The 14362-nt window shown below is 36.2% G+C and carries 10 protein-coding genes; 7 read left to right on the forward strand and 3 right to left on the reverse strand.

What is annotated here, in order from left to right:
* The first annotated feature begins 27 nt into the window (after positions 1-27).
* Together ACZ1JT_RS10945 and ACZ1JT_RS10950 are read left to right on the forward strand one after the other, a co-directional pair.
* Entirely contained in the window at positions 28-2562 is a 2535-nt protein-coding gene (locus ACZ1JT_RS10945; RefSeq protein ID WP_465093865.1) for a heavy metal translocating P-type ATPase, read from the forward strand.
* A 28-nt stretch (positions 2563-2590) separates the two neighbouring features.
* Positions 2591-2863 (forward strand): hypothetical protein, encoded by a 273-nt coding sequence (locus ACZ1JT_RS10950; protein WP_465093866.1) that lies wholly within the window; start codon positions 2591-2593, stop codon positions 2861-2863.
* 65 nt (positions 2864-2928) lie between these two features.
* On the opposite strand, the gene ACZ1JT_RS10955 is transcribed toward ACZ1JT_RS10950, so the two are convergent.
* Genes ACZ1JT_RS10955 through ACZ1JT_RS10965 form a run of 3 tightly spaced genes read right to left on the reverse strand, consistent with a single transcriptional unit; the run spans position 2929 to position 5801 of the window.
* Positions 2929-4155, reverse strand: coding sequence for a hypothetical protein (locus ACZ1JT_RS10955; RefSeq protein ID WP_465093867.1), 1227 nt, complete (start codon positions 4153-4155; stop codon positions 2929-2931).
* Position 4156: 1 nt separating this feature from the next.
* Positions 4157-4597 carry a Rieske (2Fe-2S) protein gene (locus tag ACZ1JT_RS10960; RefSeq protein ID WP_465093868.1) on the reverse strand — a complete coding sequence of 147 codons (441 nt, stop codon included), beginning with the start codon at positions 4595-4597 and terminating at the stop codon, positions 4157-4159.
* A 1-nt stretch (position 4598) separates the two neighbouring features.
* Complete coding sequence (locus tag ACZ1JT_RS10965; RefSeq protein WP_465093869.1) at positions 4599-5801, reverse strand: di-heme oxidoredictase family protein; 1203 nt, start codon at positions 5799-5801, stop codon at positions 4599-4601.
* 122 nt (positions 5802-5923) lie between these two features.
* On the opposite strand from ACZ1JT_RS10965, the gene ACZ1JT_RS10970 reads away from it, so the two are divergent.
* From ACZ1JT_RS10970 to ACZ1JT_RS10990, 5 genes are all read left to right on the forward strand, one after another.
* Complete coding sequence (locus ACZ1JT_RS10970) at positions 5924-6250, forward strand: DUF6660 family protein (protein ID WP_465093870.1); 327 nt, start codon at positions 5924-5926, stop codon at positions 6248-6250.
* Between the two features lie 95 nt (positions 6251-6345).
* Positions 6346-10662, forward strand: a complete 4317-nt coding sequence (locus ACZ1JT_RS10975) for a CusA/CzcA family heavy metal efflux RND transporter (protein WP_465093871.1) — start codon at positions 6346-6348, stop codon at positions 10660-10662.
* 11 nt (positions 10663-10673) lie between these two features.
* Positions 10674-11942, forward strand: a complete 1269-nt coding sequence (locus tag ACZ1JT_RS10980) for an efflux RND transporter periplasmic adaptor subunit (RefSeq protein ID WP_465093872.1) — start codon at positions 10674-10676, stop codon at positions 11940-11942.
* A 29-nt stretch (positions 11943-11971) separates the two neighbouring features.
* On the forward strand, positions 11972-12331 hold the full coding sequence (locus ACZ1JT_RS10985; RefSeq protein WP_465093873.1) for a heavy-metal-associated domain-containing protein: 360 nt from the start codon (positions 11972-11974) through the stop codon (positions 12329-12331).
* 4 nt (positions 12332-12335) lie between these two features.
* Positions 12336-14327 carry a heavy metal translocating P-type ATPase gene (locus tag ACZ1JT_RS10990; RefSeq protein WP_465093874.1) on the forward strand — a complete coding sequence of 664 codons (1992 nt, stop codon included), beginning with the start codon at positions 12336-12338 and terminating at the stop codon, positions 14325-14327.
* Positions 14328-14362 lie beyond the last annotated feature (35 nt).

The following is a 14362-nucleotide window of genomic DNA, read 5'->3' on the forward strand; positions in this document are numbered from 1 at the left end:
AACACTACTATTCAAACCATTAAACAGATGACACATACATATAATATAACCGGTATGACTTGCGATGGCTGTCGCTCCAAAGTCGAAAAAGCATTAAATACTATTGATGGAGTTAAAGCTACAGTTTCCTTAAACCCACCCATAGCCACAATAACTATGGAAAAACACATACCGACCGAACAGCTTCAGCAAGCGCTTGCAATTGCCGGTAACTACACCATAACTATGAGCAATTTAGCTCATAACCATCCAACATCCGAAGCCGCGAGAGAAAAAGAATCTGTTGAACACCATACTCATCATTCCGAAATGACAATGGCAGTTTCCGGAAATACCAAAGGGAAATATTATTGTCCAATGCATTGCGAAGGAGATAAAACCTATGACAAACCAGGTAATTGTCCGGTTTGCGGAATGAATTTGGAAAAATTGGTTGAATTGGATACCATCCCAAAAATGTATACCTGTCCAATGCACCCCGAAGTTGTCAAAGAAGGCCCGGGTTCTTGTCCTATTTGCGGAATGGATTTGGTTCCGATGGAACCAACGGATACCGAAGAAAACAGAACCTATATTGATTTGCTGAAAAAAATGAAGATTGCTACACTCTGTACGCTTCCGATTTTCATTATCGCCATGATGGAAATGATGCATAACAATCCGTTGTTTCAAATTATGGACAGCAACAAGTGGAATTGGGTGCAATTTCTGCTTTCGATTCCGGTGGTATTCTATGCAGGTTGGATGTTTTTTACCCGTGCCTGGAAATCAATTATCACATGGAATCTGAATATGTTTACCCTTATCGGAATAGGAACCGGAGTGGCTTTTTTGTTTAGTATTGTAGGGATGTTGTTTCCGAACGTTTTCCCGGAAGAATTTAAAACCGAACACGGAACCATTCACCTTTATTTTGAAGCAGCCACCGTAATCATTACACTGGTTTTGTTGGGACAACTCTTAGAAGCAAGAGCGCACAGCCAAACCAGCGGAGCAATAAAAGAATTATTGAAACTCGCTCCAACGGAAGCAACTTTGGTAGAAAACGGAACAGATAAAGTCATTTCCATTCACGATATTAAGAAAGGGGATTTATTACGTGTAAAACCCGGAGACAAAATTCCTGTTGATGGGATAATCAAGGAAGGCACAAGTACGATTGATGAATCTATGATTACCGGAGAGCCCATTCCGGTAGATAAAAAAACAGGAGATGAGGTGACCTCCGGTACCATCAACGGAAATAAATCTTTTGTAATGGTTGCCGAGAAAGTTGGTTCGGAAACACTACTGTCACAAATCATTAAAATGGTGAATGATGCGAGTCGTTCAAGAGCGCCAATCCAAAAATTAGCGGATAGTATTTCAAAATACTTTGTTCCCATTGTGGTAATTATTGCAGTGCTTACATTTTTCGTTTGGGCGAAATTCGGACCTGATCCGGCATCAGTTTACGGTTTTATCAATGCGGTTGCTGTTTTAATTATTGCCTGTCCATGTGCTTTAGGGTTAGCAACACCTATGTCGGTAATGGTAGGTGTTGGTAAAGGCGCACAATCCGGAGTTTTGATAAAAAATGCCGAGGCTTTAGAAAACATGAATAAAGTAAATGTTTTGATAACAGATAAAACAGGAACCATCACCGAAGGAAAACCATCAGTCGAAAAAATTTACGCTTCGAATAATAATGAGGATAATTTGTTGCAAAGTATTGCCTCATTAAATCAATACAGTGAACATCCATTAGCTCAAGCAGTGGTCAGTTATGCCAAAACAAAAACTATTTCTTTAATCGAAGTAAAAGATTTTGAAGCCATTGCCGGTAAAGGTGTAATCGGAACAGTGACGGGTAAAAAAGTGGCATTAGGCAACAAAAAACTAATGGGGGAAGTCAAAACAACTATTCCCGATGATTTAGAAAACCAAATCATTGCTGAACAAAAACTGGGAAAAACAGTTTCTTATATTTCCGTTGATGGTATTGCAGTCGGTTTTGTATCAATCACAGATGCTATTAAAACGTCCAGTAGAGATGCTATAAAAGAATTAATGCACCAAGGAGTTGAAGTAATCATGCTCACGGGCGATAATGTCAATACAGCCAAAGCTGTTGCTGATGAATTGGGATTAACAACGTATAAAGCAGGATGCTTACCCGAAGATAAACTCACAGAAATTAAAGGATTACAAGCAGAAGGAAAAATTGTAGCTATGGCCGGCGACGGAATAAATGATGCGCCAGCGTTAGCGCAAGCCAATATAGGAATAGCTATGGGAACCGGAACCGATGTAGCCATTGAGAGTGCTAAAATTACATTGGTAAAAGGAGATTTACAGGGAATCGTAAAAGCTAAAAATCTAAGTCATGCAGTTATGAAAAACATTAAGCAAAATCTATTTTTTGCCTTTTTCTATAACGTGATAGGAGTACCAATCGCAGCAGGAGTTTTATATCCGTCTTTTGGAATCTTATTGTCCCCCATGATTGCTGCATTAGCAATGAGTTTTAGCTCGGTATCTGTAATTGTAAATGCTTTGAGATTAAGAAGTTTGAAATTGTAAAAACAAATAAGTTATAACTATATTAAAAATGAACGACCTCTCTCAAATAACCCGGAATGCAGGCTTTTGTCAGGTCGATGCCGTTATCCGTGAACAGAACGCCTCATATATTTGGGTCGAGAAAAAAGAAGGTGTATTTGAAAACGTAATGGTCGAAACCGGGAAAGAGATAAACGGTTTAATTGAAATCACTTCTGATATTGACACTTCAAAAAAAATTGTTATTACAGGAGCTTATGCCATAAACAGTGAATATATATTCCGAAAAGGAAGCGACCCGATGGATAATATGAAAATGTAAAAAACATAATTAAATGTAGGGTTATTAGTTCACAAAAAATGCTCCCAATTTTGGGAGCATTTTGATTAAAAATAAGTCGAAAACCCAAACTGAATACCAGCCGTTTTCGAAGGATCATTACCAAAAATATCCGTTTCCCAGATATAGCGGTAATTTAATCGGAATACTGTTTGCGAAGATGGTCTGAAACTGATTCCCGGGGTAATCGCAACCACATCATCGTGAATATTTTCGTTGGTTTCTTTGAAAGTTCCCACGTTGTAGTCGGTATATTCCATTCTCAAAGCCAAATTAAGAGTACTGTTCTGCCAGCCTAATACATCTCGTTTTAAAATTGGTTGTACAATGTCTATAAAACCACCTTTTTGTTTTGAGCCAAACTGTTGCGAGTAAGTATCAGGAACATCTATATAAGCCCAAACCCATTCGGTATTGATGTAGGTTTTCCATTTCGGAACTATGGTATTGAAATCTAAGGCGAATAAATCTACTCTGCGTTTTTTGTCAATTTGAATGCCATCTTCTTGAAACTTATTGTAAACACCACCCATCCATGAGATACCAATTTCTCCTATTTTTCGATGTTTTAAAGCAGTCTTGGCGGTAATTAATGGTACTCCGTTAAAACTTTCTTCAAAACGTTCGTTGTTTTTTTTGGTAGCAGGAAGCCACGTTCTGTTTTGTGGGTTGGAGATAATCTTATCATCAAATCCGTTAGAGAAATAACCTTCGTAAGCCCAAACTAAATTATTTTTAGCATACTTTCCGAAGATTCCGAAACCAACATTACTCCATGTTGATGGTATAATGGTGGTTGACGAAATAGGGCGGTCAATAAATTCCCATTTTGGACCGTCGTGATTTTGGTTAAAAGATCCTATCGGATTCATAATAATACCACCACGTAAATTGAATAGCGAGTGTAACTCTACATCAAGAGAAGCAAATTCAATATTAATTTCTTTTCCTCCTTCTTCAAACTCTATTTCCGATAAAAACTTAATTCGGTTCTTAATAGTTGACGATACAAAAAGGGTCATTCTTGGCATCTGAAAAGACATTCCTTCAGTAATTCCATCAGTAGCAAAGTAACTTGTGTTGGCTTCCACATAACCACCTATCGAAATGGGTAATTTGCCTAATTTCAAAAACGGACGTGCATAAACAGCATCCATATTCAGAGCTAATTTTGTGGTGTCTTTTTGTGTGGTTGCAACTTTTGTAGAATCAACTTGTGCCTGTACTGAAAAATTGAAAAGCAAGGTTAATGTAGTTATATAAAGTAATCTCATTTTAGGATAATTGAATGTAAATATTTTGTACGTCAGTTTGTACTTTAAAAGTTGTTAGTTGTTGTTCTGCGGGGCCTTGTATAACATCACCGTTTTTTCCAAATTCACTTCCGTGTGCCGAACAGGTAAGGACATCCCCATTTACATTAAGTTCAGCACCCTGATGGGAGCATCTAAGCAAGAGTGCTGTATAATTATCGTTCGGATTTTTGTAAATGATAATCGGGTAGTTGATGCCTTCCACTTTGCTTACAATATAATTTCTGTATCGAGTAGTGTCCCCTTCGGTAATCTCAAACTCTTTTTTGGAAACTACCAATCGATTGCCTTGAACATTAGAAACCGCATAATGAGTTGTACCACAGCTCTGCATGATTCCTGATAACCCTATAACACCCAAACAGGAAAAACCACAAATCTTTAAAAATTCTTTTCTGTCCATACTATAAACTTTCAATAAATTTTATCAATTTTTGTTTTTCACCAGAGGTTAATTGTTGGTAAGCATTTTTACTGTTTGATGCTTCGCCACCGTGCATCAAAATAGCTTGCTCAATACTCCTTGCTCTTCCATCGTGTAATAGAAAATATTGTCCACCTTGCGATTTCTTAGACAAACCAATTCCCCATAAAGGCGGTGTTCTCCATTCACTAGTCAAGGCTTGCCCTTCGGTATAGCCATCATCTAATCCGCTTCCCATATCGTGTAAAAGCAAATCGGTGTAGGGATAGAACGTTTTATTTGACAATCCGGCAATGTCACTGTTTGGAGTTGTCCATTGTGGTTTATGGCATCCTGCACATTTTAAATTTGAAAATAAAGCTTCACCAGCTTGCACTTCCGCATCGTTTTGATTTCTTCGTAATGGAGCTTTTAAGGTTCTTAAATAAAAAACTACACCGTTTACAGTTTTATTTGATACTTCAGGGTCAATCTCCAATCCGGTATAAGTATCAATAGGAGAGAAAGTAGATGTAATTCCCATATCCTGATTGTAAGCATTAACGGTTTGATGTAGTAAATCAATTGCTGCTGCTTTTTTTCCATACCTGCCAATATACTTTCCATTATTTTCTTGGTGAAACCATTTAGGTGAAAAGAAAGAAGGAGGTGTGATATAATTAGGCACGCCTGAAATACCGTCGTTATTACTGTCGAATGGGTCAGCATTTGCTAAAATCTGAGCATCGGTTAAGGCGGCTAAAAATCCTAAACCTGTATTTGCAGGAGGCATGAATTTAGCAGATGAAGCACCACTTGGAATCTGTTCAGGTAAGTAGCCTGGTATTGCTCTGTTTTGGAGTTGTGGTGCTCCCAAGTGCATAAACTGATTGCCCGATGCGTCCGACTGTCCAAAGCGTGTTAAAGTGGTAAAAGGATGACCTTTTCCGTCTCCCGCATGGCAGGATACACAACTTGTTGCTACAAATAGAGGTCCTAATCCCGTTTCTGCTGTAAACACTTCTTCATTAAAGGCTACATCACCTTCCAAAAACTCTAATCTTTCCGATGAAGACAATCCGTCGATAGGCCCATCTAAAATATCTTCCATTTCCGGTTCTTGCGTTAAAATGTCTTCGCAGGAAGTAGTCATGAATAATGCCAATCCAATGAACAGCAAAATTAGGCTAATGTTATTTTTCATATAGTATTATTCTAAATATAAATTTAGGCAAAACTAAAAAAATATTTCGAATAGTATTAAATGACATTAAAAAAAATAATTAAAGCTAAAACCATATAAATTTTATTACTATTTTTACACCTGTGAAATGGTTAAACATCATATTGTCGATTTACCTGATAGCCTTGGCATGTATGCCTTGTGCTGATATGGAAGTAAATAGTGCGGGTCATTCTTTGGCTGCGCATCAGTCAGACAATGAGAATCATTCACACGATAAGAGTAAAGATTTGTGTTCACCTTTTTGCATTTGCAATTGTTGTGGCGCACAAATTTTGAGTTATTTCCCTGCAATCAGTTATGAATTTCCTATAATTTCTACGGTTATTAAAACCAAAGAACCTTTTTATAAGTCTGTTTTTACTTCCAATTTCTACGGGAGTATTTGGCAACCTCCTCAAATAGCATAATGAAGCCCGAGTAATTTCGGGTTAGAAAGTTGCGGTTTTACCGCAAATATTGGCAAAAGCAATTTTGCTTATTTTCTAATTCATTATAATATTTCATGTTAGACAAAATCATACAATTCAGTATAAAGAATAAATTCATTATACTACTATTAACCCTTGTTTTAATAGCTTGGGGGAGTTATTCACTAAAAAATTTACCACTCGATGCTTTGCCTGATGTAACAAACAATCAGGTACAAATTATCACAACTGCACCTACTCTTGCCAGTCAGGAAGTGGAGCAATTAATCACATATCCGCTTGAACAAGCTGTAAAAACGATTCCAAAAGTAATTGAGCTTCGTAGTATTTCTCGTTTCGGGCTTTCTGTTGTTACAGTCGTTTTCAAAGACGATGTAGATATTTATTGGGCAAGGGAACAAATTTTTCAACGGCTAAAACAAGCCGAAGAAAACATACCTAAATATGCAGGTTCGCCAGAGTTAGGTCCTATTTCTACGGGGCTTGGTGAAATTTATCAATACGATGTTTATGCTAAAAAAGGGTATGAAGATAAATACGATGCCATCAAGTTAAGAACTATCCAGGATTGGATTATTATTCCGCAATTGCAGGGTGTTGAAGGTGTAGCCGAAGTAAGTACTTGGGGAGGTAAATTAAAACAATATGAAATCGCTGTAAATCCAAACACTCTTAATAGTCTTGGAGTAACCATTACTGAAATTTTTGAAGCACTCGAAAAAAACAATCAAAATACAGGTGGTGCTTATATTGAAAAAGACCAATACTCCTATTTCATTCGTGGTGTGGGTATGGCATCAGGAATTAATGATTTGGAGAAGGTTGTAATTAAAAATCGAAATGGAGCGCCAGTTTTGGTTAGAGATGTTGCAACGGTTAGAGAAGGTATAGCATTACGTTATGGTGCTTCAACAAAAGACGGGAAAGGTGAAATCGTTTGCGGTATGGCTCTTATGCTCAAAGGTGAAAATTCAAAAGCTGTAAATGAAAGAGTTAAAGAAAAAATGGAGCAAATCAACAAAACACTTCCCGAAGGTGTGGTGGCTGAGGCATTTATCGATAGAGGTAAGTTGGTAGATAATGCTATAGGCACGGTTACCAAAAACCTTTTGGAAGGAGCTTTAATTGTAATCTTTGTTTTGATTTTGTTTCTTGGTAATCTTCGTGCGGGATTGATTGTAGCTTCTGTGATTCCATTATCAATGCTCTTTGCTGTGGTACTGATGAATCATTTCGGAGTTAGTGGAAACTTAATGAGTTTAGGAGCAATTGATTTTGGTATTATTGTCGATGGGGCTGTAATTATTGTGGAAGCCACAATGCACCATTTACAAAAATTAAAAAGGCAAAAAAATCTAACCCAATCTGAAATGGACAGCGAAGTATATAAATCGGCTTCAAAAATCCGTAACAGTGCCGCTTTTGGGGAAATAATAATTCTAATTGTTTATCTGCCAATATTGGCATTAGTTGGAACGGAAGGTAAAATGTTCAAACCAATGGCAATGACGGTTGGCTTTGCTGTAATTGGGGCATTTATTTTATCATTAACCTATGTTCCAATGATGAGTGCAATGTTTCTGTCAAAAAATACAGAGCACAAACTCAACTTTAGCGATAAAATGATGGCATGGTTAGAGAAAATATATGCACCATTTTTAGAAAAAGCGTTACGATTAAAAAAATCAGTTTTAGCTATTTCATTTGGGTTATTTGCTTTGGCTCTTGTAGTTTTTCAAAATATGGGCGGCGAATTTATTCCAACTATTGAGGAAGGAGATTTAGCCATTAATGTAACTATTATGACAGGAAGTTCATTAACGCAAATGGTAGAAACAACAACTAAATACGAAAAAATATTAAAAGCAAAATTTCCCGAAATAAAAACCATCGTATCAAAAATTGGAAGTGGAGAAATTCCAACAGACCCAATGCCTATTGAAAGTGGTGATTTAATTATTGTGTTGAAAGACAAAAGCGAATGGACTTCTGCCGATAATTGGGAAGATTTAGCCAATTTAATGAAAGAAGAAATGGAAGCGATTCCAGGGGCGAATATCGAAATATCCCAACCCATTCAAATGCGTTTTAATGAGTTAATGACTGGAAGCCGAAGTGACATAGCAATTAAAATTTTTGGTGACGATTTAGAAGTTTTAGATACAAAAGCAAAAGAGTTAATTTCTAAAATAAATAAAATTGAAGGAGTTGGCGATTTAAAAGCTGATAAAGTAACAGGTCTGCCACAAATCACAGTAAAATATGATTACAATAAAATAGCACTATACGGCTTGAATATTGTTGACATCAATCAAATTATTCGTTCCTCATTTGCTGGCGAAAGTGCCGGTAAAATCTACGAAGGAAGCAAACGATTTGATGTAGTGGTTCGTATGAATGAAGCCAATAGAAGTGATATAACTGATGTGAGTAATTTATTTATTCCATTGCCAAACGGTCAACAAGTACCCCTTTCCCAAGTAGCAACAATTAGCTACGAACAAGGACCTGTGCAAGTGTCTCGTGAAGATGGGAAGCGAAGAATCACCGTTGGTTTAAATGTTCGTGGTCGTGATATAAAAAGTGTAGTCGAAGAAATTCAACAAAAATTAGAAACCAATTTTAAACTTCCTGCGGGTTACTATGTTACTTATGGAGGGCAATTTGAAAATTTAGTTGAGGCAAACAAGCGACTGTCGATAGCATTGCCAGTAGCATTAGCTTTAATATTGGTATTATTGTTTTTTACTTTCAAAAGTGTCAAACAGTCCATTTTAATTTTTACAGCCATTCCATTATCGGCTATAGGAGGTGTTTTTGCCTTATGGCTTCGAGGAATGCCTTTTAGTATTTCGGCAGGAATTGGATTTATAGCCTTGTTTGGTATAGCGGTTTTAAACGGAATCGTATTGATTTCTTGTTTCAACCAACTCAAAGAAGATGGAATAACAGATCCGTTGCAGCGTGTTTTAAAAGGCACAAGAGTACGACTTCGACCAGTTTTAATGACAGCCGCGGTTGCCTCATTAGGATTTTTGCCAATGGCATTATCAACCAGTGGCGGTGCCGAGGTGCAAAAGCCATTAGCAACGGTAGTTATTGGCGGACTATTTTCGGCAACACTACTAACACTAATCGTTTTACCGATACTTTATTTATTATTTGAAAACGGAATTAAAGGAAGAAAAAAAATGTCAAAACCCATTGTAACAGTTATCATTTTATTGATTAGCACATTTTCATTTGCACAAAATAAACAAATGGTAACTTTAGAACAAGCGATTACTTTAGCCAAAAAAAGTAACATTGATTTAAAAATTGCCGATAAGGAAATTGAAAAACAAACGGTTCTAAAAAAAGCAGCTTTTCAAGTTGACCCTTTGCAAGTCCAGTACCAAGGCGGGCAGTTTAATAGTGCTGATTATGACCACAATGTTACTATTCAACAATATTTCCCAATTGGAAAAATAACAAAAGCCAATAGAGAATTACAAGAGGAACTGGCAAAATTGGCTGAAAAACGAAAAGCATTATCTGAATATGAAATTGAAAAAGCTGTAACACTCGCTTATTATCAATACCTGTATGGGGTTTCTATCCAAAAGTTGAATAATGAGTTGAATGATATTTATACCAAGTTTCTAAAAAATGCAGAATTGCGTTTTAGTACTGGTGAAAGCGGTAATATTGAAGTTATAAGTGCTAAAGCTAAAGTAAAAGAAATCGAAACTCAAAAAGCACAGTTAGAATATGATTTGATTGTTTATCAAAAACAATTGCAATTTTTTATTCAAACAGAAGAAAATATTGTACCCGATACCAATACATCATTGCAATATTCAAGTGTAACAGTTGCAAATAATGACAAGTTGCAAGGATTGGTAAACGATTATTATACACAACAAATTTCGGTATTTCAAAAAGAAGCCAATACTTTCAAAGCGTTGCGAGCGCCAAAACTGGGGTTGGGTTATTTTGCACAAACGATTGACACAAAATCGTTGTTTCAAGGATTCACGGCAGGTTTGCAAATCCCATTATTTGGTGGTGTAAACAGAACTCGTGCAAAAGCATCCGAGATAAGTATTTCGCAATCTCAATTAGAATTAGACAAAAGCAAATTGGCTTTGAAATTGCAAAAAGAGGAATTACAAAATGAGTTTGAGAAACAGAAAAAAGCAGTAGTCTATTATCAAAACGAAGGATTACAATATGCTAACCAAATTATTGCAACGGCTCAAAAGAGTTATGCCAATGGCGATATGAGTTATTGGTCGTACATCAGTTTTTTAAATCAGGCAATTGATATTAAAAAGCAAAATGCAGAAGCAATAAACGCTTACAATCAAAGTGCAATTCAATTGCAATTCCCATCATTTTCTAATAATTAATAACATCCCAGATGAAAAATATATTAATAAAAACAGCTTCAAATATCAGGATTAAAATAGCTTTTCTACTCCTTGCTTTTTGTTTCTCACTACTTACTTCTTGTGGTGAAAAAAAGAACGAAGAAGCGCACGAAGAAGAAAAATCGGAAACAGAAGTAGCTTTAACCGAAGTACAATTTAAAACGATTGGTATCGAAACGGGTAGTATTGAAATGAAAAACCTTAATACGGTTATTAAAGCCAATGGTTATACAGCAGTTCCACCACAAAATATGGCAAACGTATCTACTTTAATTGGCGGTGTCGTCAAAGATATTTATGTATTAGAAGGTACTTATGTCGCTAAAGGCAAAACTTTGGCAACAATTCAGAATCTTGAAGTTACAGAAATGCAGGAAGATTACAATTCTGCTATTGCTAACATTGAATACCTACAATTGGAATACAACCGTCAAAAAACATTAACTGATGAAAATGTAAATCCTCGTAAAACATTTCAAGAGGTAAAATCGAAATTAGCTGTAGAAAAAGCAAGAGCGCAAGCAGCAAAAAACAAATTACAGGCATTAAATGTTAGTTTAAGCGGAAACAGTTCGTTAATTCCTATCGTTTCACCTATAAGTGGTTATGTTGGTAAAATCAGCATAACCAAAGGAGCGTTTGCAGAAACTGGAATAGCACTTTTTGAAGTAGTTGATAACAGCCAAATGCATTTAGATTTGAATGTTTTTGAAAAAGACTTAGGTAAAATTTCAGTAGGCCAAGAAGTTGATTTTGTACTAACCAATCAATCAAATAAGTCCATCAAAGGAAAAATATTTGGTATTAATAAATCATTTTCAAACGAGAGTAAAACCGTTGCCGTTCACGCCAAAATTAATCCAAGTGATGCAAAAGATTTAATTTCCGGAATGTATGTAGCGGCTAATATCAACATCACCAATCAAACTGTACAAGCATTACCTAAAGATGCGATAGTAAGAAATGGTGATAAATATTATATTTATATTCAGGAAGAACATCACGAAGAAGCTCCAAAAGTTAAAAAAGAAGAGCACCGACACGAAGAAGGAGAAGCTCATTCAGAACACGCTGAAGGTGAGGAAGAAGGACACAACGAAATTCACTTTAAAGCTATCGAAGTAATGCCCGGAACCACAGATTTAGGATATACAGAAGTAAAATTTGTTTCAGCAATTCCAAATGATGCAAAAATTGTTATCAAAGGTGCATTCTATTTATTAGCAACTTCAAAAGGTGGAGGAGAACACGAACATTAAAATCAAAGCTATAACTAAAAAGTAAAAAAATGAAAAACTCAATCTTAAAATCAATGATGCTTTTAGTAGCAATATTCTTCATTTCAAATGCTGTAATTGCTCAACAAAAAACCAATCAGAAAGCAGTAATCAAAACAAATATTTATTGCGACCATTGCAAAGAGTGTGAAACCTGCGGTTTAAAATTTAAAGACCAGATGTTGAAAATTACTGGTGTAAAAATGTATGAATTGGATGAGAAAAAAATGACTATTACAGTCTATTACAATGCCAAGAAAACAGATTTGATGACAATTAAAAAAGCTATCAGCAAATTAGGTTATGATGCCGATGAAGTAAAAGCAACAACTGAAGGATTAGCAACTTTAGATGGTTGCTGTAAAATTTAAAAACATGGAACACCAGCATAAATACGATGCGCAAGGAAAACAACTTTGTTGCACACTCGAAGAAAAGATAAACCATGAAAGTGAGAAGCACTCTGGTGATGACGGGCATAATCACGAGCATTCACACGAAAGCGGAAGTACTTTTAAAATGTTTATACCAGCAATTATAAGTTTTGCATTATTACTGATAGCAATCCTTTTTGATAATTATTTTACACAAGAATGGTTTGATGGTTGGGTTCGAATAGCTTGGTATATTGTGGCGTATCTTCCTGTAGGTTTACCTGTTGTAAAAGAAGCTGTAGAAAGTATGCGCAAGGGCGAAATATTTTCAGAGTTTTTATTAATGGGTATCGCCACTATTGGAGCGTTTGCAATCGCTCAATTTCCTGAAGGTGTAGCCGTAATGCTGTTTTATGCCATTGGCGAAATATTCCAAACATTAGCAGTGAAAAGGGCTAAAGCGAATATCAAAACCTTACTTGACCAACGTCCTGATGAAGTAACTATTTTAGAAAATAATGTTGCTAAAACCATTAAAGCGGAAACTGCAAAAATTGGAGATATTATTCAGTTAAAGCCGGGCGAAAAATTGGGTTTGGATGGTGAATTACTTTCGGAAACTGCGGCGTTTAATACTGCGGCATTAACAGGCGAAAGCAAGCCCGATACGAAAAGCAAAGGCGAAACCGTTTTAGCTGGAATGATTAATTTAAATACCGTTTCTCAGGTAAAAGTAACCACGGCGTATACTGATAGTAAGTTGAGTAAAATTTTGGAACTGGTTCAGAATGCCACAGCACAAAAAGCACCAACCGAATTATTTATCAGAAAATTTGCCAAAATCTATACCCCAATTGTAGTGTTTTTAGCCGTCGCCATTTGTATCTTACCGATGTTGTTTGTGGCAGATTATGTGTTTAGTGATTGGCTGTACAGAGCGTTGGTTTTCTTGGTAATTTCCTGCCCGTGTGCCTTGGTTATCAGTATTCCGTTGGGATATTTTGGTGGAATCGGAGCAGCAAGTAAAAACGGTATTCTATTCAAAGGGAGTAACTTTCTTGATGTAATGGCAAACGTCCAAAATGTGGTGATGGACAAAACAGGCACGATGACTGAAGGCGTATTTAAAGTACAGGAAGTAGTTATCAAACCCGAATTTAATAAAGAGGATATATTAAAAATGGTCAATGCACTTGAAGGACAAAGTACCCATCCAGTAGCTACAGCCATTCATCAATACGTTGGAATTATCGATGCTTCAATTGAATTGCAAAATGTGGAAGAAATATCTGGACACGGATTGAAAGCCACTGTCAAAGGAGAAGAATTATTGGTTGGTAATTTCAAACTGATGGACAAGTTTTCTATTACTTATGATATTGATCCTTCAAGCATCGTTTATACTTTAATTGCGATTGCGTACGATTCTAAATTTGTTGGTTATATTACTATTGCCGATAGTATAAAAGAAGATGCACAAATTGCAATTGACAAACTAAAAGCGTTGGGAGTAAAAACAACTATGTTAAGTGGTGATAAAAACACAGTTGTTCAATTTGTTGCTTCAAAACTTGGTATTTCAAATGCCTTTGGGGAATTACTTCCCGAAGATAAGGTAAACAAGGTAAAAGAAATCAAAGCTAAAAATGAAACTGTTGCTTTTGTAGGTGATGGGGTAAACGATGCGCCGGTGGTGGCGTTGAGTAATGTAGGTATTGCAATGGGAGGTTTGGGGAGTGATGCAACTATTGAAACTGCCGATGTGGTTATTCAGGATGACAAACCGAGTAAAATTCCAATGGCAATTAATATTGGTAAACAAACCAAGAAAATAGTTTGGCAAAATATAGGTTTGGCATTTACAGTAAAAGCAGTTGTTCTTATTCTTGGAGCAGGAGGATTAGCCACAATGTGGGAAGCCGTATTTGCAGATGTAGGTGTTGCTTTGTTGGCAATACTTAATGCGGTTAGGATTCAGAAAATGAAATTTTAGTGTTAGTTATGTAATTCAAATAAGGTGTTTGGTGT

Source organism: Flavobacterium sp. IC2-16, assembly GCF_055521455.1.